This is a genomic window from Lichenifustis flavocetrariae, from assembly GCF_026130545.1.
GTDB classification, from domain to species: Bacteria; Pseudomonadota; Alphaproteobacteria; order Rhizobiales; family Beijerinckiaceae; genus Lichenihabitans; species Lichenihabitans flavocetrariae.
Window position 1 is genome coordinate 158,151 of sequence record NZ_JAMOIM010000005.1, and the last position, 18,742, is coordinate 176,892.

22 protein-coding genes and 2 pseudogenes are annotated in these 18,742 nt (G+C 62.2%); 6 read left to right on the forward strand and 18 right to left on the reverse strand.

Annotation, left to right across the window (positions count from 1 at the left end; translation table 11 throughout):
- Positions 1 to 5: 5 nt before the first annotated feature.
- The 6 genes from M8523_RS09880 to aroQ all read right to left on the reverse strand — a co-directional run bounded on the left by M8523_RS09880 (position 6) and on the right by aroQ (position 3,741).
- The gene (locus M8523_RS09880; protein WP_282584694.1) at positions 6 to 653 is read right to left on the reverse strand and encodes a 3-oxoacid CoA-transferase subunit B; all 648 of its coding nucleotides are present in this window, start codon (positions 651 to 653) and stop codon (positions 6 to 8) included.
- A complete protein-coding gene (locus tag M8523_RS09885) occupies positions 653 to 1,378 on the reverse strand; it encodes a CoA transferase subunit A (RefSeq protein ID WP_282584695.1) in 726 nt (241 codons plus the stop codon). Before M8523_RS09885 ends, M8523_RS09880 begins: the two co-directional genes overlap by 1 nt.
- 19 nt (positions 1,379 to 1,397) lie before the next feature.
- The gene (gene pcaG, locus M8523_RS09890) at positions 1,398 to 2,024 is read right to left on the reverse strand and encodes a protocatechuate 3,4-dioxygenase subunit alpha (RefSeq protein ID WP_282584696.1); all 627 of its coding nucleotides are present in this window, start codon (positions 2,022 to 2,024) and stop codon (positions 1,398 to 1,400) included.
- Positions 2,024 to 2,749, reverse strand: coding sequence for a protocatechuate 3,4-dioxygenase subunit beta (pcaH, locus tag M8523_RS09895; protein ID WP_282584697.1), 726 nt, complete (start codon positions 2,747 to 2,749; stop codon positions 2,024 to 2,026). Before pcaH ends, pcaG begins: the two co-directional genes overlap by 1 nt.
- Entirely contained in the window at positions 2,739 to 3,176 is a 438-nt protein-coding gene (pcaC, locus tag M8523_RS09900) for a 4-carboxymuconolactone decarboxylase (RefSeq protein WP_282584698.1), read from the reverse strand. Before pcaC ends, pcaH begins: the two co-directional genes overlap by 11 nt.
- Before the next feature lie 121 nt (positions 3,177 to 3,297).
- Entirely contained in the window at positions 3,298 to 3,741 is a 444-nt protein-coding gene (gene aroQ / locus M8523_RS09905; RefSeq protein ID WP_282584699.1) for a type II 3-dehydroquinate dehydratase, read from the reverse strand.
- Positions 3,742 to 4,186: 445 nt separating this feature from the next.
- On the opposite strand from aroQ, the gene M8523_RS09910 reads away from it, so the two are divergent.
- Positions 4,187 to 4,603 (forward strand): DUF6481 family protein, encoded by a 417-nt coding sequence (locus tag M8523_RS09910; protein WP_282584700.1) that lies wholly within the window; start codon positions 4,187 to 4,189, stop codon positions 4,601 to 4,603.
- Between the two features lie 396 nt (positions 4,604 to 4,999).
- Complete coding sequence (locus tag M8523_RS09915) at positions 5,000 to 5,944, forward strand: phosphatase PAP2 family protein (RefSeq protein ID WP_282584701.1); 945 nt, start codon at positions 5,000 to 5,002, stop codon at positions 5,942 to 5,944.
- Between the two features lie 229 nt (positions 5,945 to 6,173).
- Here M8523_RS09915 and M8523_RS09920 read toward each other — a convergent pair whose 3' ends face one another.
- The 3 genes from M8523_RS09920 to M8523_RS09930 all read right to left on the reverse strand — a co-directional run bounded on the left by M8523_RS09920 (position 6,174) and on the right by M8523_RS09930 (position 8,890).
- A complete protein-coding gene (locus M8523_RS09920; RefSeq protein ID WP_282584702.1) occupies positions 6,174 to 7,217 on the reverse strand; it encodes a fatty acid desaturase in 1,044 nt (347 codons plus the stop codon).
- A gap of 143 nt (positions 7,218 to 7,360) precedes the next feature.
- Positions 7,361 to 7,651, reverse strand: coding sequence for a hypothetical protein (locus tag M8523_RS09925; protein WP_282584703.1), 291 nt, complete (start codon positions 7,649 to 7,651; stop codon positions 7,361 to 7,363).
- Positions 7,652 to 7,729: 78 nt separating this feature from the next.
- Positions 7,730 to 8,890, reverse strand: a complete 1,161-nt coding sequence (locus M8523_RS09930; RefSeq protein WP_282584704.1) for an extracellular catalytic domain type 1 short-chain-length polyhydroxyalkanoate depolymerase — start codon at positions 8,888 to 8,890, stop codon at positions 7,730 to 7,732.
- Positions 8,891 to 9,267: 377 nt separating this feature from the next.
- Between M8523_RS09930 and M8523_RS09935 the strand changes: the two genes are divergently transcribed.
- A complete protein-coding gene (locus M8523_RS09935; RefSeq protein WP_282584705.1) occupies positions 9,268 to 9,489 on the forward strand; it encodes a hypothetical protein in 222 nt (73 codons plus the stop codon).
- A gap of 1,011 nt (positions 9,490 to 10,500) precedes the next feature.
- On the opposite strand, the pseudogene M8523_RS09940 reads toward M8523_RS09935, so the two are convergent.
- From M8523_RS09940 to M8523_RS09950, 3 genes and pseudogenes are all read right to left on the reverse strand, one after another.
- A pseudogene (locus M8523_RS09940) lies at positions 10,501 to 10,734 on the reverse strand (DJ-1/PfpI family protein); the annotation flags it as partial.
- Between the two features lie 102 nt (positions 10,735 to 10,836).
- The gene (locus M8523_RS09945) at positions 10,837 to 11,358 is read right to left on the reverse strand and encodes a DUF4142 domain-containing protein (RefSeq protein ID WP_282584706.1); all 522 of its coding nucleotides are present in this window, start codon (positions 11,356 to 11,358) and stop codon (positions 10,837 to 10,839) included.
- A gap of 42 nt (positions 11,359 to 11,400) precedes the next feature.
- A complete protein-coding gene (locus M8523_RS09950) occupies positions 11,401 to 12,405 on the reverse strand; it encodes an SDR family oxidoreductase (protein WP_282584707.1) in 1,005 nt (334 codons plus the stop codon).
- Positions 12,406 to 12,809: 404 nt separating this feature from the next.
- On the opposite strand from M8523_RS09950, the pseudogene M8523_RS09955 reads away from it, so the two are divergent.
- Positions 12,810 to 13,255 (forward strand): annotated as a pseudogene (locus M8523_RS09955) (DMT family transporter).
- Between the two features lie 102 nt (positions 13,256 to 13,357).
- On the opposite strand, the gene M8523_RS09960 reads toward M8523_RS09955, so the two are convergent.
- From M8523_RS09960 to M8523_RS09985, 6 genes are all read right to left on the reverse strand, one after another.
- Complete coding sequence (locus M8523_RS09960) at positions 13,358 to 13,819, reverse strand: hypothetical protein (protein ID WP_282584708.1); 462 nt, start codon at positions 13,817 to 13,819, stop codon at positions 13,358 to 13,360.
- 72 nt (positions 13,820 to 13,891) lie between these two features.
- Positions 13,892 to 14,374: an Hsp20 family protein gene (locus tag M8523_RS09965; protein WP_282584709.1), complete on the reverse strand. Its 483-nt coding sequence runs from the start codon at positions 14,372 to 14,374 to the stop codon at positions 13,892 to 13,894.
- A 216-nt stretch (positions 14,375 to 14,590) separates the two neighbouring features.
- On the reverse strand, positions 14,591 to 15,130 hold the full coding sequence (locus M8523_RS09970) for a DUF1003 domain-containing protein (protein ID WP_282584710.1): 540 nt from the start codon (positions 15,128 to 15,130) through the stop codon (positions 14,591 to 14,593).
- A 259-nt stretch (positions 15,131 to 15,389) separates the two neighbouring features.
- On the reverse strand, positions 15,390 to 16,370 hold the full coding sequence (locus tag M8523_RS09975; RefSeq protein WP_282584711.1) for a sugar-binding transcriptional regulator: 981 nt from the start codon (positions 16,368 to 16,370) through the stop codon (positions 15,390 to 15,392).
- Positions 16,371 to 16,466: 96 nt separating this feature from the next.
- On the reverse strand, positions 16,467 to 16,637 hold the full coding sequence (locus tag M8523_RS09980; RefSeq protein ID WP_282584712.1) for a hypothetical protein: 171 nt from the start codon (positions 16,635 to 16,637) through the stop codon (positions 16,467 to 16,469).
- Positions 16,634 to 16,780, reverse strand: a complete 147-nt coding sequence (locus M8523_RS09985; protein ID WP_282584713.1) for a hypothetical protein — start codon at positions 16,778 to 16,780, stop codon at positions 16,634 to 16,636. The genes M8523_RS09980 and M8523_RS09985 overlap by 4 nt, the downstream gene beginning before the upstream one ends.
- Before the next feature lie 645 nt (positions 16,781 to 17,425).
- Here M8523_RS09985 and M8523_RS36575 point away from each other — a divergent pair.
- Both M8523_RS36575 and M8523_RS09995 read left to right on the forward strand, forming a co-directional pair.
- Positions 17,426 to 17,650, forward strand: a complete 225-nt coding sequence (locus M8523_RS36575; protein WP_345894237.1) for a hypothetical protein — start codon at positions 17,426 to 17,428, stop codon at positions 17,648 to 17,650.
- Between the two features lie 41 nt (positions 17,651 to 17,691).
- On the forward strand, positions 17,692 to 18,729 hold the full coding sequence (locus tag M8523_RS09995; RefSeq protein WP_282584714.1) for a zinc-dependent dehydrogenase: 1,038 nt from the start codon (positions 17,692 to 17,694) through the stop codon (positions 18,727 to 18,729).
- Positions 18,730 to 18,742 lie beyond the last annotated feature (13 nt).

Here is an 18,742-nt window from a genome sequence, read left to right on the forward strand (position 1 = left end):
GAGCTTCAGGCGAGCGCGTCGGTGTAGTCGGCTTCCGTCTTGGCCCGCACCTCGGCAGCTGTGACACCGGGCGCGAGTTCCACGAGGGTCGCGCCGCCGTGGCCCTTCTTGTCGATCGTAAACACCGCGAGGTCGGTGATCACGACATCGACGACGCCCGTGCCGGTCAACGGCAGCGTGCATTGGCGCAGGAATTTCGCGCCGCCCGATTTGTCGTTGTGCTCCATTACAACAACCACGCGTTTCACGCCCGCCACGAGGTCCATGGCGCCGCCCATGCCCTTGATCATCTTGCCCGGGATGGTCCAGTTGGCGAGATCGCCCTTCTCGCCCACCTGCATGGCGCCCAGGATCGCGAGATCGATGTGTCCGCCCCGGATCATCGCGAAACTGTCGGCCGAGGAAAAGAAGCTCGACGTCGGCAAGGCCGTCACGGTCTGCTTGCCGGCGTTGATCAGGTCCGCGTCGACCTCGTCGTCGTAGGGAAAAGGACCGATTCCGAGCATCCCGTTTTCGCTCTGCAGCGTCACCGAGACGCCCGCCGGCACGAAATTCGCGACCAGTGTCGGAATGCCGATGCCGAGATTGACGTAATAACCGTCCTTCAATTCCTTGGCGGCGCGGGCTGCCATCTCGTCACGCGTCCAGGCCATCAGACGGTCTCCCCTGCGGTCGCGCGTTTCCGCACAGTGCGTTGCTCGATCTTCTTCTCATAGGCTTTGCCTTGAATGATCCGATCCACATAGATGCCGGGCGTATGGATCGTGTCGGGATCGAGCGTCCCGGGCTCCACAATCTCCTCGACCTCGGCAATCGTGACCCGACCGGCCGTGGCCATGTTCGGATTGAAGTTGCGCGCGGTCTTCCGGTAGACGAGATTGCCCTCGCTATCACCCTTCCAGGCTTTCACGATGGAGAGATCAGCCTTGAGCCAGGTCTCCCGCACATAGGTCTCGCCGTCGAAGTCTTCCGTCGGCTTACCTTCGGCCACCACCGTGCCGACACCCGTCTTCGTGTAGAAAGCCGGAATGCCGGCCCCGCCAGCGCGGATGCGCTCGGCGAGCGTGCCCTGCGGGTTCAGCTCCAGTTCGAGGCGTCCGGTGAGGTAGAGTTCGGCGAAGAGCTTGTTCTCGCCCACATAGGACGAGATCATCTTCCGGATCTGCCCATTGTCCAGCAGCATCCAGAGGCCGAACCCATCGGCGCCGCAATTGTTGGAGATCACGGTCAAATCCTTGACCCCGCTCGCCTTCAGGGCGGGGATCAGGTGCTCGGGATTGCCCGAGAGCCCGAAGCCCCCCGACATGATCGTCATGCCATCGAACAAAACTCCCTCGAGCGCTGCAGCCGCATCGGGGTAGACCTTCTTGCGTGACATCGTTTCTCGCCCATTCGTGTCAGATATCGAAGAATACCGTTTCGTCCGGTCCCTGCAGGTGGATGTCGAACGTATAGCAGGGCAGGCCCTGCTCCTCACTTCGGGGTGCGACCAAGGTTTTCACCCGGGCGCGGTGTTCGATACGGAGCAGGACGGGATCCTCGGCATTGGCCTTCTCCTCATCGCCGAAATAGAGGCGCGTGTGGAGACCGATATTGATGCCACGGGCGACAACCCACACCGTAATGTGCGGCGCCATCAGCCGGCCGTCGGGAAAGGGCACACGCCCCGGCTTCAGGGTCTCGAACCTGAACTCGCCCGTCCTGGCGTCGGTCGGCTGGCGGCCCCAGCCGACGAAATGCGGATCCGCTTGCCCCCGCTTGTCCTGCGGCGAGTTGTAGAGCCCCGCCGCATCGGCCTGCCAGATCTCGATGAGCGCGTCGGTGAGCGGCTGGTCGGCACCGTCGAAGACGCGACCCTTGACCAGGATGCGCTCGCCCTTGGCCTCCGGCGCCACGAGATCGAGCCCCAGATCACCCTGCCAGACGCCCGTGATTTCGACCCAATTGGGGTTGGTGCCGATGTGGACGTAGGGTCCGGCCGTCTGCGACGGGCTTTCCTTGCGCCTCTTCAGCGGCTGGACCATCAATGTCCCTCCAACTTGTTCTCGAACATCGTCTGCCGCCGCCCGCGCAGCACGATGTCGAACTTGTAGGCGAGCGCGTCCATATGGGTCGTGGCCTGCCGGTCGAGCGCCGCCACGAGCGTCTCGATCGCCTCCCGGCTTGGGATCGTGCCGACGATCGGGCACTGCCAGATCATCGGATCGCCCTCGAAATACATTTGCGTGATGAGACGCTGGGCAAAGGCTTCGCCGAAGATTGAAAAGTGGATATGCGCGGGGCGCCAGTCGTTGACGCGGTTCGGCCATGGATAGGCCCCCGGCTTGATCGTGCGGAAATGGTAGCCGCCATCCTGGTCGGTGATGGCGCGACCGCAACCGCCGAAATTCGGGTCGAGCGCAGCCCGGTAGCCCTCCTTGTGATGTCGGTAGCGCCCTCCCGCATTCGCCTGCCAGAACTCGACCAGGACACCCGGTAATCCGCGCCCGTTCTCGTCAAGGACGCGACCGTAGACGATCAGCCGCTGGCCGATGGCCTCGCCAGTTCCGCCGAAATTGGTGATGAGATCATTGTCTCGTGGTCCCAGGATGTCCCGCCCGAAGACCGGCCCGGTCATTTCCGAAAGCGTGTTCTCGATGGAGAGCAGCGCGCGCTGGGGCGAGCGAAGGATCGAAGTCTTATAGCCCGGCGTGAAAGCCGGCGAATGCCAGTCGCGATCCCGCTGATAGAAGGGGCCATCATGGGACATCGGGGGTACTCTCCTGCGCGGCTGCGCCCGCCACCTGGTCTTCCTCCGTCATGGCGGCCAGCGTCATCTTGGCGATCTTGATCGCATGGTTTGCGGCCGGAACTCCGGCATAGATCGCCACATGCAACAGGGCCTCCGTGATATCGGCCGGAGTCGCGCCGGTGTTGCGCGTCGCCCTGACGTGCATCGCCATCTCGTCGTCATGTCCGAGGGCCGCCAGCAGCGCAAGCGTGATGAGCGACCGCTCGCGTCGGGTCAGTCCGGGACGAGCCCAGACCGAGCCCCAGGCGCTCTCCGTGATAAAGCGTTGAAAATCCGTGTCGAAGGGAGTGACGGCCGCGGTCGCGCGCGCCACATGAGCCTCCCCGAGCACCGCGCGGCGAACCGCGAGCCCATTTCCATACCGATCGGCAAAATCGTCAGACATCGTCCGCCCAATTAGGTTCGAATTGGTCCCGGATGCAACAGCCGATCGGACTCAGGTGAGTGTCTGCGCCTCGCCTGTCGAGCCAACTAGCCCAAGGTGGACTCTCTTCCTGCGTAGGCCGTCATCCCTGATCGCGTTGCAGCACATGAGCGACATGGCGGAGCGCGAGCAGATAGCCATTCGTACCGAAGCCCGCCAGGACGGCCGTGGCGACGAGCGACACATAGGAGTGATGCCGGAAGGCCTCACGTTGATGGACGTTCGAGATATGGACTTCGACAATAGGCCCCTCGAAGGTCTTCAGCGCGTCCATGATGGCGACCGAAGTGTGCGTGAACGCCGCCGGGTTGATGATGAGGCCGTCCGCGGTCTCGCGAGCATCATGGATCGCATCGATGATCGCATGTTCGGCGTTGCTCTGGTGGAATTCGATCTCAACGCCAAGTTCGCCCGCCAGCCTCCGGCATCGCTCTTCGACATCCGCCAGCGTTTCATATCCGTAGATGTCGGGCTGACGTCTCCCGAGGAGGTTGAGGTTCGGCCCGTTGAGAATGACAATCCGCATATCGACCCAGCACTTAGCGGCAGACACTGGACGATGACACGGCCTGATGCGTAGCGCCACCCCGTCCTTTTATGATACCTGAGAGAGCCGCTAGTGTTCCAACCTGAACAAAAGATACCCTCCGCTCCTGGCGTCTCAGGAGTGCGATCAAGCCGACTGAGCGGGTACTAAGCGTTCCACTCAGAACACTAGGGACCAAGCCGCACCAGAATCGTCGATACAACTGGCCAACCCGGTGAGATATCGGACCTCGTTGCTGCCGCCAAACTTCCGGCACACGATCGTCTCACGTCATCGAGATCGATCTGAAAAGAGCTTCAGAGATATATTTCACTTGGTTCACCTCCATCGAGGCCCTATCTTGGCCAAGAACATCGTCTTTACATGACGACGCTTTTCATCGGAACACTTCCGGTTCGAGGCTTATCTAGAGACCGGATACGATTTGTCTTCCTTTAATCACGCCAATTTCGCAGACAGAATTAAAGACGCAGCCAAGGCAAAGGCGGCTGCCGTTGAAAAGCACAAGGCTCGGCCGGGTGCAGACGATCCCGCCTTGATCGCGAAAGCGGCGGAACGTCGAAGTCTCCACGAGGCCAGGGTCGCCCGTGCGGCTGAGAAAGACGCGATCAAACAGAAGCGCGCCGCAGACCACGCCGAAGTTCAACGCCTCCGTGCTGAGGAAGAATTAGCTCTCGCCCTGACGCGCGAAGCCGAGCTCGAGGCCGAGGAGCAGGCTGCTCTCGCTCTCAGGCGCGACCGCGCAAAACTCGCGCTGGTGAATCTCGCAGACCAGAAAGAGGTTCGAGACGCCCGATACGCCGCGCGCAAAGCGCGTCAAAAGCAAGCCAAGCGCGGATGACACCGAGCACCGTCGAAGAACGCGGATACAAATGGAGTCGCGTAGCCTTCTGCGGTCACATGCCTCCGCGTCTCTGGTGTCCGTCGATCACGAGAGCACGGACGCTCGGATTTGAACGTTGCGTCTCCTCGACGCTGTGCGTTTCCCTCCGCGTCGGCAGCCCTTAACCACACGTGCAGCCGACCCCGTGAAAGCTTCGGTCGCTCACCGTCGCTTTAGGATTCCCGGATTAACTTGGGTCGCGTCGAATCTGACGCCCGGGCCTCGCTGCATGGACTCACAGATGTTGCGTCACGACATGCCCGCCCAGGCCGACGCGGCTTAACGCGCGTGACGCTGCGCGATTGGCCGGGTGCCATCCTGCCCAGCCGTGTCGGAGTTCCGCCCAGGTCGTGCGTGTTCGCATCCGCGCGAAACCTGTTCGGCAGGATGGTGGCCCAGGGCAGCGAGCCGGCTCTGGCGGCATCGGCCCTCTTCGCAATTATCATTGCCGTGGGGCTCGTATCGGGCACGATCGGCTATCGCGCCGAATTGGACGATGTTGTTATCGTGCTCGTCGGCATGTGGCTTTGCGGGCTCGCGTGCCAGTTGTTCGGACTGCGCTGCATCGGGCAAGGCACAAAAGCGGTCGCGATCTTCTTCATAATGTCGACCCTGGCTGCGGCGGCCAGCGCCGTTCTCGCGAAAATCAGCTGGCCCTATGCGGATGACACGCTGAACGCATGGGATCGGGTCCTGCTTCCCGGCTTCGACTGGCCGAGCACGATGATGGCCATCAACCAGCACCCGGCCGTTATGGCGGTACTCAGCCGCGCCTACTCGTCCCTGAACTGGCAGCCGGCGCTTCTGTTGTTTGTGTTCTGCATGGTGGAGCGAAGCGACCAAGCGTGGCGGATCCTCTCCGTACTGGCGCTTGCTCTCGTTCCCTGTCTCCTCATATTTCCATTCTGCCCGGCTCTCGCTGGCTACGCGCATTTTAGAATCCCGCGGGCCGCGGTGCGGAACGTCGGCTCTGGCGTGGCCTGGCGCGCCCCGATGGTACTCGATGGACTGAGGAATGGACAAATCCAGTCTCTGGGCATCGAAACTCTAGGCGGCCTCATCACCATGCCGAGCTTCCACGCGGCCTCGGCGATCATCCTGGGCTGGGGCGCGTGGGCATCCCGCTGGCTCCGCTGGCCTACGGCTCTGCTGAATGTCATCATGTTCGTGTCGGCAGTTCCAATCAGCGGCCACTATGTCGTGGACGTGCTGGCCGGTGGCATCATCGCTCTTCTGGCAATCAAGGTCTCGACCGCTCGAGACGGCCGATCAATCGCGACCTGGGCAAATCCTGAGTGACGAAGACCAGAATTGGCCTGACCTGCCGCGGCGCACAGGTGACCGGCCCATCGTTTATGGCCGGGAATTCAGCCTGAAGCTCCTGGTCGAGCGAGGCAGCCACAGCCTTTCTCGATAGTCGTCGTGCTACCCTACTATGGCTATCCGCGCGATGAATATCCCGCGTTGGCCTGTGTCGGCCGGTCAGCACATCCTAAGCCGAACAGGGCTGCGGATCTCCCGACCCTCGTCAGACACCGGCCGGCACGGCCTTGCCGCGCGGTAATTCGCGGAACGAGATCATGCGCTGGCGGGCTTCATCCCACAAAACCAAGCGTACGCAGGCGAAGCTCTGCCAAAGCGTGATCCGGCCGACGCTTCTCAGTTCCGGGTGGTCTCGCAGCACTGCCGAAAGCCGATAATAGGGAATGCGGCTTGAGAGATGGTGGACATGGTGGATGCCGATATTGGCCGTGAACCACCGGAGAATGAAAGGGAGATCGTAGTGCGAACTGCCATGAAGCGCCGCCTCGTGCAGGGTCCACTCCTTGTCCTTGGCCCAGTGCGTCTCCTCAAATTGATGCTGGATATAGAATAACCAAACGCCGCCGGCTGCGGCGAGCAGCACCACGGGAATATGGACCAGCAGGAATGGCAGAACGCCGATCTGCCACATGAGGAGACAGGCCGCGATCCCGATGGCGAGGTTCGTGCTCATCGTGCTCAACCAAGGTCGCGCCGCCCCCATGAACCCGAGCGGCAGCCGATATTGCAGCACGAACAAATAAGCAGGACCGACCCCGAACATGATTGCCGGATGCCGGTAGAGTCGATAGCGCAGTCGCCCCCATGGCGAGCGCGCGAGATATTCGGCGACCGTCAGCGTATCGACGTCCCCGATGCCTCGGCTGTCGAGATTGCCAGCGGTCGCATGGTGGATGGCATGGGTGCGACGCCAATAATCGTATGGCGTCATCGTCAAGATGCCGACCAACCGTCCGGTCCAGTCGTTCGCGGCGCGTGCGGGGAAGAAAGATCCATGCCCACAATCATGCTGGATCATGAACAGGCGCACCACGAGTCCCGCGGTCGGAACGAGCAAGAGCGCAAACAACCAGTAGTAGCCGAACGTGATCGCACAGGCCATGCCGATCCAGCATCCTACAAACGGAAGGAGCGTCACGGCGAGTTCGTAGATGCTTCGCCACGTGCTCGGTTGTCGATAACGACCTAGCTTTTTGGCCCACTCACGCGCCGAGACGGCGGGCGCAAGCGTCAGTTCCGAGATCGACATGGCCGAAACCTTCTCTTTACCTGGAGTCGCCGGGCATGCCGGAAGGCTGTCGGCGCGGCTTCGACACCGGCTGTATGGCCATGGAAAGCGTTTGAACTAGGGCGCGTCCGCACGCCGGCGGTGCGGCGAAACAGTGCCTTTGCTCAGGGATCACGTTCGTCATTGGCGTGCAAACCGAGCCCAGTGGACGGCGCGGCATAGCTTCCGCCATCGAAATTCGACACGATGGATTGCTTGTGACTCATGTCGCTCCGCAAGTCCTCAAGCAATCTCGCCTGCTTTTCCGCATGCGTGATGAGCCCGTCGACGACATCGATCAGAGCCACGTGTGCCTCCTCGGGAGATTTCGCATTCTGCGCATGCAGAAGAATTTCCCGGAGTTCGTTCAGCGGTTGCGTGGCCTTGCTGGTTGCGTTCGGGTCGTTGGTCCGCATGTGTCGTCATCCTGATGGGTCGTCGGTTGCAATGCGTCGACCACTCGATCGCATCCGACGAGACGCCCCTTGGGACGACTAGCGCATGAGACCGGCGGCTCGCAGAGCATCTTCGATGACCTTAGCAGGGTCCACGCCCCCGGATGCCGGAAATCGCAACGGGAACTGGAGACGCGAGGCGCCGGCCGCTTCGAGAACCTCGGGCTTCTCGGCGGTGGCGAGGCCATCGAGAGTAGGCTCACGGCCACGTTCAGTCGTGAACGTCGCATGCGTTTCGCGACCGGGACCGATCAGCCCCCAGAACCGCGCGATATGATGCGTCGACGAGATCGAGACGTCGAGCATATAGGCCCCACTCTCCCCGCATGTTTCGAGACCGCGCGTGGCGAGCGGCGTCCCATGACCCATGCCGGCGATGCGAAACTCCTCGACAAGGTCGCGCCCATCTGCATCGACCCAGACCCTGCGTGGGTAGCCGTCGACCATCTCGGTTCGATCCGGCGTGGGCGCCAGGCGATGAACGTTGCGCCACTGGTCGAGGATGACGTCTGCGTTCGAGTGATCCACCGTATAATCGGCGGTGCCCTGCCAGATCGAAACTCGCGGCCATGGTCCCTCGTGCCCGCTCGCAGCGCGGACAAGCTTGCCTAACACCTGTTCGGTCGGCGCATTGCCGCCCCGCATCCGTTCGAAGGCTTCAGGTACCGACGACGCGCAGCCGTAGGGGAGCCCGGCGATGATGGCGCCCCCCGCGAAGACCTCAGGGTAGGTGGCGAGCATCGCCGATGCCATCGCGCCGCCAGCCGAAAGGCCGGTGATGAAAACGCGCTCCGGGTCGAGCCTATAGTGGTCGAGCATGTGGGCGACCATCTGTCGGATCGAGAGTGCCTCGCCGGCGTCGCGCCGGGTATCGCCCGGTTCGAACCAATTGAAGCAGCCATTCGGATTGTTGCCGCGCTGCTGTTCGGGGTAGAGGAGCGCGAAGCCATGCAGGTCCGCGAGGCTCGACCAGCCTGCCCCATTGTCATAGCCGCCTGCCGTCTGCGTGCATCCATGCAGCACGACAACAAGAGGCGCATGGTCGGGCAGCCCCGGCGGAACGTAGACTTTCGCCCCGAGATTACCTGGGTTCGAACCGAACCCCGCCATCACATCGAGACGATCGGCACCGACCCCGGCCAAGCCCCTCGAAGATTGAAGGCCGGCGAGTCGAGCCATAAGGTCTGTATGCATGTTCATTAAGCACCTTTGCGCAGCCCAAGCCGAGAGGTCGCTGCTGGTCTGTCAATCTTCTACCTGAGCAATTGTTGCTGCATTGCACAATGTGATACGCAATGTCACGGGGACCTCGTGGGCCGGAACCATTTTCATGTCCACGCGATCGGCTCCCTTGCGTCCAGCAGCAGCCCGTTGCGACACGTTTGTTCCTTCCGTGATAGGGTGGAGATTGTGGTGCGATCGTTGCTGTCTTCGCGCTTTCTTTCCGCATGCGACCCTGACCACCGCCCACGCATCCTACCATCCCACCCCGAACGTCACCATTTGTAGGTCTTTCCTGAACGTCATGCCCATCCGGGCTGTGTGCAGCGCGGGACCCAACTGGCGAGGATAGTGACATGAGTAAATCTGAAAGAGCGCAATCTGAGCGTGCCGACCCTAAATCGCACGAGGGGTTCATCGCGCGGGCCTATGATACGGAGGGCCTAAAAGCTGCCGTCAAAGAGGCCGCGAAGCTGTTTAGCGGCTACAGTGACAAGGAAGCTCTCGATGCAGCCGCAACGATGCAGTCGAAAGTGAGAACTGCGGTTATGAAAATGGTCAATTCGCGGAAGGCCTGACGACAAGGCATCCGGAGGATCCGCCGTATCGCCACGCGGCGAAACCGTTCTCGTCGTGGGATCCGCGGCGGGCAACTCGCCTGGACCCCACGCAACTCCGCTCATGATCTGAGCGTTACACTAGAAGATCAAAGACACCGAGAGAATCGGGGGGCGCTTATGGCGCTTTGAGTTCTAGGGAGAGGAACGTGGCGGGACAGGAGATCGGATATAATCTCAACGGCGACGCTTTTACGGGCTTGTACGAGATTGTGGGTTCTGGTGATTATACAGAAGTGTCCGTTCATTTTGACGGCAATTCGATCTCTGCCGTTGCCGGCCAACTGGGGGCGGAAATGGTTGCCCGAACGCTCCTCGGAGAGCTCGTTCGAGAGAAGCTCGCTTTGAGGAACAGATGGTCGTCCTTGAGCAACGGGTCGCGGTCAGACATTCATGCTAGTGGAGTGCATTATCGATACGGCCATGGATCTCAGTCGTCGGCGCGAGGCTGAACCAAAATACCCTTTGACGCTCCCCTCAAAGCCTATGCTGCCTTGATATTACTTACCGGCTGAAGCGTGGTCGTTTGGCAGTTTGAGGATAGGGCGGCTTCGATCCCAAAGCTCGAACCCTAGGCCATCTGTGGAGAGCTTGTGGGTCTTAGCAACAGCCTCCTTATCCGACGCTGCATTAATCGGGATCGATGACCTGACCCGGCCGTCCGGTCCAATCTCGTACGCGCGATAAGATGACTCGAGCCCCTCTGAATGGTCGGGCTGTTCTGCTTGTAGTAGCATGCGGGATGTCTGTTTGCTCCAGGCCAAACGCTTTTGCACTGAACTCCGAAACAAACTCTATCACGAGGATGTGACCCGCGCATCGACGAATCCATCCGATGTCACGAGCTTTCTCACATGCCGCCGATATTCCGACTTCAACTCGTTGTCTCCCGAGGGGCCTCGCCGCTCTTCGCTTACCACGTTGTCAGATAAGGTTCTTCCAAGCCTGCCTCGTTTGGTCCTCGTGGCCGAGCTACGCGGACTGCCCGAAAAGCTCGACAACGGCCTTGCAGAAGGCGGGGGAGGTCTTCGGATTGCGCGAGGTCACCAGGTTGCCGTCTCTTTCCACCTCCCGGTCAAGCCACGTGGCCCCCGCGTTGCGCGGGTCCGCCTGCAAAGACGGCCAGGACGTCAGGGTCTTGCCCTCGACGGCGCCCGCATTGATGAGCATCCAAGGTCCATGGCAGATCGCGGCGAGCGGCTTGCCCGCCTTGACGACGGCCGACGAACGTCACGGTCCTGTCGTCCAAGCGCAGCTTGCCGGGATTGTTCATCCCGCCCGGCAGGAGAAAGTAGAAGGCCGTCGGCCCTAGGACCCACCGACCTCGGCGCTGAGCTGCCTCGCCATCTTCAAGTGATCCTGTATGGTGGGCACGGCGGACTGGGCGGCCTTCTTCAGGTTTGCTTCCGCTCCCGCGGCCGCGAAACTGTCCTCGACGGCTACGGCTTGCGTATGCGCCAGTACCTGCTGGCGCGTATAAGCCTTGTCGAAGTCGGCCCCCCGGAGGCTTTGCAGACCGCTGAGCAAGGCCGCCTGATCACTCGACATGCCGGGGCTTGGCGACGGCAAGCCTGAGGCTATCGCGGCCTTGCGCAGGTCCTCGTTCAGGCGCGTGTGATCCCGGACCATGCCCTCGGCGAACGTGCGGACACGAGGGTCTTGCCCTTGCACCAGTGCCAGATGCGCCGCCATGATTTCGTAGTGGTCGCTCTGCGATGCGGCCATCACGAAGTCCTGCGGAGACGGAGGAATCGGCGTCTGGGCCTGAGCCCCGTGGCAGCCGATAGCCGCGACAATCGCTCCAGCGGCCAAAGATGTGATTCTGTTCATCTTTTTGTTCCCCTTCATGCCACAGGTCGGGTCGCATTGACTCTAAGGCTGACCCTGGCCGCCGCCTGCGCCATAGACATTGCCCGTGGTGTAGCTACCGTCGTCCTCGGCCAGCCGGACGTAGATGCCGGCTAACTCAACCGGCTGCCCTGCCCTCCCCAACGGGGCCGTCGCGCCGAAGGTCACGACCTTCCCCTCCGAGGCGCCGCCGGAAACCTGCAACGGAGTCCAGATCGGCCCCGGTGCAACACCGTTCACCCGGATGCCCTTCGGACCGAATTGCTTGGCCAATGACTTCACAAAGTTCATCGTGGCAGCCTTGGTCTGTGCGTAATCGTACAGGTCGGGTGAAGGGTCGTAAGCCTGCTCGGAGGTCGTCGCGATGATCGCGGAGCCCGGCTTCATGTTCGGCAAGGCGGCCTTGATGAGGTAGAATGGCGCGTAGATGTTTGTCTTCATCGTCGCATCGAAGTCCTCGTCGGAAACCTCCAGGATCGATGCACGGGACTGCTGTCGCCCCGCGTTGCTGACGAGGATGTCGAGACCACCCAATTGTCGCACCGCATCGTCCACGAGGCGACGGCAGAAGGCGGGATCTCTGAGGTCTCCGGGAATAGGCACCGCCTTCCGCCCCGCGGCCCGGATCAGGTCGACGACCTCGCGGGCGTCCGCCTCTTCGGCGGGAAGATAGTTGATCGCGACATCGGCGCCCTCGCGGGCATAGGCGATCGCAGCGGCACGTCCCATGCCGGAATCGCCGCCCGTGATCAAGGCCTTGCGGCCTGTGAGACGCCCAGTCCCCTTGTAGCTTAATTCGCCGTGATCGGGCTTCGGATCCATCTTGCCGGCGAGCCCCGGCCATGGCTGGGTCTGGCGCGGATAGGGCGGTCGGGGATACTTGGTCGTTGGATCCTGCAGTGGCTTGGGCGTTGCAGTGTCGGTAGAGCCCTGGGCCGAGGCCGGAGCAGCGGCGGCTATTGCGGCCAGGCCAAGCCCGGCGCCGCCAACCATCAGACGGCGTGAGATCGCGTTCTCGTTGTCGGGCATGATTTTTCCTTTCGATCTCTAAATTGGATCAAGTCATTGCGATGAACTCCTGCAATGGATCGGGAGATCCCGCGGCTTAAAGTCCAGTTCGAACCACGGCCGGAACACAGGATTGCATAGCCACGCTAGATGAAGAGTGACGTCCGAATGACGATGGCGCGTTGCTTGCGACACTAAGTTGCTTGCGATCTTATAATACGGAGCGAGGCTTCTTTTCGGCCGAGGGATCAGTGCATTCTGCTCGACGAGACCCGTGGCCCCTCTCATCTTGCTTCTGTAGAGGCCCATACCTTGCGGCGTCTCTGAATGGTTGACCCGACCAAAGGACGGCGTGTTCCCGTCGACTTGCAATTCGCGAACGAACTCAACGCATTTTCAGAACGACCCCTTCCTGAGGACCAACAGTGCAGCCCATCCTTATTGCCTTCACGGTTCTGGCGGGGCTCCTTAACACCATTCAAACGGGTGCCAACGCGGCGCTGAACAAGGGGCTCGGCGCGCCCGTCTGGGCCGCCGTGGTGGTTGGAACGGCCACCTTCGTTACGACATTGCTGGTCGCCATAGTCGCAACTTTGTTCGCCGGACAACGCATTCCAGCGACGGCTCTGACGCACGTGCTCTGGTGGGCTGGACCGGTGGCGCACTCGGTGCCGTCTACGTGCTCGCGACCGTGCTCGTGGCCGATAAGGTTGGCGCCGCGGTGTTCATGGGCGTCACGGTCGCGATCGTGGTCTCGTTGGCCATGGATCACTTCGGATTGCTGGGCTTCGCGGTCCACAAGGCCGGTCTCGCCCGGGTCGCGGGTGGCGTCCTCATGATCGCTGGGTTGGGGCTGATCGCCAAATATTGAAATCGCGTCAGGACATGTCAGGCTGGCAGGGCTCGGTCGCGAGAATGCCGTCTCGGCAGTTCGAAGCCCCGACACAGCCGTCGTGGATCGGGACGGACTCTGTCAGGCCGCCGCCAGTCTCCAGTTCTCGTCGCGTCTGCGGCGAAGTTCGAGTTCAACGCCGGGCGGAAGCGCGGCTGCCGGACACGGCGGCGGTTCGTCATCGTCATCCCGGGTTCCCCGGCGCGAAGGACGACGCCACCGGGATAGAACGGCAGCGCGCAGCTTTGGCGGCAAGACGCGCGGCGCGGCCGTCGATGTGTCCGGCGTGGCATCCAGCGACCGCAGAGCTTCCAGGACCGTGTCGATGCTGACGATGGCGCCGCTGTCGAGCTGGCGCAGGGACGGCAGGTTTGGCACAGCATGGGCATCGGACGCCCAGCCGGCCAGGACGGCTCGCTTTTCGGCAAGACTGAGGACGCGGCTGTGCAGCACATCGTCCGGGTGCGTGAAGGTGATCGTGAGGCCGGGATCGCAGCCGGCCTGGTTGCCGACCAACCGCGAAGAATTACTGGTGTCGGGCATCTCCGTTCTCCGCAATGAGCCTCCCGGCAAGACCGGGAGGCAGAACCGCAGTGTTCGAGTAGTGAAAGGTGATCAGGCGACCCGGCGCTGGTCGCCGCTGTCGATCTCGACGGGTTCGTTGTCCTGACCCGTCACGGCTTTCGTGGATGTCCCGATCTCGATCCGGCGGGGCTTCAACTGCTCGGGAACCTCACGCGTGAGTTCGACCGAAAGAATTCCATCGTGCAGATCGGCACCCACAACCTTCACATGGTCGGCGAGATTAAAGGTGAGCTTGAACGCGCGGGACGCGATGCCCTGATGCAGCATGTCACGGCCCTTCTCCTTTGCCTTTCTCTGGCCTGAGACAAGTAGCGTGTTGCCGTGCTGGGTCAGCTCGATATCCCCCTGGCCGAAGCCCGCCACCGCCATGCTGATCCGGTAGTCGTTCTCGCCTTTCCGCTCAATGTCGTAAGGCGGCCAGTCAGGGCCGGCTGCAGAGGAGTCCAACATGTCGAAAAGCCGTTCGAAGCCGACAGTGGACCGATAAAGAGGAGCGAAATCGAAGGTTCTCATAGCCACATTCTCCCTTGAGCAACATGGGTACGGATCACGTCGCGAACGTCTGCCGCGACGCCCGAGTCAAGCTCTTCAGGCCTTGACGGGCGATGATCTGAGAACGCCGAAAAGCCGTTTCAAGGGGTCTCTCAAAAAAAAGCCTGCGAATTTGGCACGAGATTCTGAAATATTATGCGGGGATGCCGCCATGACCGGCTTGCCCGCAGGCCAGCGTCATCTTCCGTCCTGCTGGGCTTCGAGTTCATCCAGCACCGCCTCCGGCGCGACGTCCCGCTTGACTTCATCGAGTTCCGCCTTGTCGGGGAACTGGACGTCGAGCCGCAACGCGATGGCGGTCACCACCTCGGTCAGCTTGGTGAGTTCGTGTTCGGTGAGCAGGTTGATGTGGAGGTCGAGGTCGGCGCGTTTGTCCGCGGCCGCAGCCGTACGATTCTGGCTGATGAGCACGAAAGTCGACAGGAAGATGGCTTCGACGGAAGCTTCCATCGCGAGGATCACGAAGGAGGGATCGAATTTTGGGATCCCCGGGACAAGGCCGAGGTTGAGGAATATCCAGGCCGAGTAGAGCACCAGGTGCAAGTAAACGAACTGCATGCTGCCCGTGAAGGCCGTGATGGCCTCGGCCAAGCGTTCTTGCCTTGTGGCGCCAGCGGCCTCCTGGCGTCGTCGCTCCGCCAGCGCCTCGATGTTGCGCTTCAGGGAACTGGACAGCGATGTGGGTGCCGGCGGCGGCACAGTCGGGGGCGCAGACATGACATTCTCGCGTGGGCGGCGTCGCTGGCGTTTGGGGTCGGGCTTGCCGTCGCAGTCTCGATGAAATGTCGACCCGTATAGACTGTCATGTCGGCAATGGGTTGCGCTTTGGGCGCGGCGAATGGCCGTATGAGTGGATCAATACGGTAGACGGGACGGTAGTACACGGGCCGAGGAGGCTTCGGCGAAGGTGAGCGGGCTCCTCAACATGCGACGAAACGCAGATCCGCCGTCATGCAGCTGCAAAAATGGCGTTCCGTCAGTTCACCAGCACCTCGGCGATATGTTCGTCGGTCACGAGGCATTGCGGTTCGATCAACAGGAGCGCCGCGCGAATGACATCGGCTTTTTCCCATCCCCCGGAGGACAAGATGATTTTCCTCGCGCTGCGCAGCATGGCCGGGGTCGCGGAAATGACGCGGTCATTCAGGGGGTGGTCGAGGACCTTGCCTTTCGCATCGATGAATCGACAAAGGAGGTCGCCGACCGCGCCACCGCGGACGAGCGAACCCACATCCTCGCGACCGATCAGATCGTAGCGACTGAGTGTCGAGTTGGGCGACAGGTCACCGACGCTCACGATGGCGAGATCGAGCTTTTGCGCGTGCCTGAAAATGTCTTCAAGCCCGCTATGATTGACGAGGGCCTCCCGGGTTCGCGTGTCCGGCGCGTAGACGGGCGCCGCCATCATGAAGCACTCGGCCCCGAGACGATCGGCAAAACGCCAGGCGAATTCCGAGGGGTTGAACAGGGCGGCCCGCGTCAGGCCGCCGAGGAGGGAGACCACGGTCATCTTCTCGAACCGCCGCTGCTGGATGTGAGGCAAGCTCGAACTCAATGTGCGTCCCCAGCCGAGACCCACCGTCATCCCGTCTTCGAGCATGTCCTGCAGCAGGGCGCCGGTCGCGGCGCCGATCAATGCCGGAATCTTCTCGTCGTCCTGCGGCTGCGGAATAACGACCGCCCGCTCCAATCCGAACCGCTGTTCGAGACGGCGGCCGAGCTCCGTGCAGTGGCTCATTTGGGTGGTGACGCGGATCTGCACGGTACCGTCTTCCCGGCAGGCCGCGAGCATGCGTAGCACCCGCGCCCTGGTCAGTCCGAGGATCTGAGCCACCGCGTCCTGGGTCAGCCCTTCCATGTAATACAGCCACGCCGCCCGGGTCCTTATGTCCTGTTCAAGGTCGTAGTCTTCGGCCACGCCGTAACCCGCTGTTTCTTCGATGGTCCCTCTTAGCATAGACGAGCGCGACGGCACTGCCTCGCCTATTTGCGCCGAAACAGGTCGACGAGCACCGCGGAGCCGATGATGACGCGCTGCCAATAGCCCGAACATTCAGGAGCACTGTGCCGTACCAATATTGGTCTCGGCGCGCTGGTTGTGGTCGGACACGTCAGCTTGCAGAGGTTGATCCCACCGCACATCGACGTCGATCCCCGACTTCTTGAACTCCTCGGCCGCAAACATCGAGCCGGCCGTCACGACCTCGTACCAGGGATGGATCACCTTCGGGATGAACCGATGGTCTGCTTGGTGGCCAGGTGGATCAGGCCACCTTGATCGGCGCCGGCCGCAAAGGCGGTGCCAGCGACTGACATGGCGGCGAGCGAGACGGCGCTGCCAACACTCAACGTCTTCAAAGAAGGCATGAAATCCTCCGGGTTTGATGGACAGACCGCTTCTCGTGTCGGGGCGGGATGGGGGATCGAACGTCGCAGATCAGCGCCGAACGAGGCGAGGGGTCGGGACCGGCCTCCTCAACGGCAGTGCGATCGCTGTCGGCTGAAGCCGACCGCCTGTGACATCCTGAGCCCACTTCTCCCGACGCGACACAGGCCGCGTAAGCCAGCTCCGGCTGATCTTCTTCGTCGATTCAAGCCGCGCTACTGGCAACTGCCAATACATTTGTGTTATGTAAAGTTCTTAAGTTCATATTTACAGACTGTGTCTCAGGATTTTCGGAATGTCCTCGAGAAAAGCGGCACCGCCGCCGCCGACATTATGGGGATGTCCCACGACAGGGCACGGCAACGGCCTCTATGCCGTCGACCGGCATGGCCACCTGGTTCTGCCGGGCATCATTTTATCCGATAGCCGCGCGGGAGCGCTTGCGGCCGAATGGAGCCTGTTGGGATACGGGGAGGCGGCCGAGCCGGTCATCATGCAGCGACATCGATCGCCTGCGCCGGGGCGACGACGCCGCGGCACCCACGGTGGGACGCTTGGCCGGCGGGGCGGCGCGCAGCGCGGTCTGGCCACAGATCTTACCCGATGTGCTCGGTCTAAGGATCGAAGTGCCTTCCTGCACGGAACTTGGCGCGCAGGGCGCGGCGCTTTCGGTGGCGACCGCGCTCGGGCTTTATCCCAGTCTCGAAGGGGCGGTGCGCCACCTGGTCAAGATCACACGCGGCTATGAGCCGGACCCGACTCGCCATGCCGCCTACCAGCGAAAATTCGCGCGGTTTGCCGCCATCGCAGCCGCGATGGCGGCGGCCGAATCCGTATCTCACGCCGCCTGACACGGCGCGACGGCGCCCCGACGCCGGCCACGGAGGTCTCTATGAAAGCAGGATTGTTGCAGGCTCCCAACGTCATGGAGCTCCGCGATGTGCCCGACCCGAAGCGCGAGCCGGGCGACCTGATCGTCAAGGTTCGCGCCGCGACGGTCTGTGGGACCGACATCCGCATCTTTCGGGGGCGCAAGACGGCGGGTGTACGATACCCGTCCGTCATCGGCCATGAATTCGCGGGCGAGATCGTCGAGGCCGATGCAGAGGGGCCGTTCCGGGTCGGGCAGCGCGTCTGCATCGATCCTGCGATCCCGTGTGGGGCCTGCGCCTACTGCAAGCTCGGCCATGAGAATATCTGCCAGAACCTCACTGCCATCGGCTATGAGATCGATGGGGCTTTTGCCGAGTATGTCCGCGTGCCGGCTCGCGCGCTCGCAACCGGCAACGTGCACGAGATTCCGGAGAACCTCGCTTTCGAGGAGGCGGCCCTCGCTGAGCCCTTCGCCTGCGTGATCAACGGCCAGGAAAAGGTGGCGGTTGGGCCGGGTGATTCCGTGGTGATCCTCGGGGCGGGGCCGATCGGGCTGCTCCACGTCAAGCTTGCCCGCTTCTCGGGCGCGAGCCTCGTCATCGTCAGCGAACCGAGCGCATCGCGCCGGGAGGCGGCCCTGATCGCAGGGGCCGATTTCACGGTCGACCCGACAAGCGAGGATCTTCGCGCCATCGTGCTCGACCAGACACGCGGGCTCGGCGCCGATGTCGCGATCGTCGCCATCGGAGTCCCGGCGCTGGCCGACATGGCCCTCCATCTGGTTCGCCGCCGTGGTCGCGTCAGTCTGTTCGCGGGCTTCTCGATCGGCGAAAGCGCGCCGCTCGACATCAACCTGATCCACTACAGCGAATTGATCCTCACGGGCGCCTTCGGGCTGAGCCGGATCCATTTCGAGCGTGCGCTTGACCTTCTTGCGCGGAAGCGCATCGATGTCGCGCCTTTCGTCACGCACCGGTACGGATTGCCCTCGATCGCCGAAGCGCTAGCCACCGCCGAACGCGGCTCCGCCATCAAGGTGGCGATCGTCAATGATTGAGTCGGGAACGAGT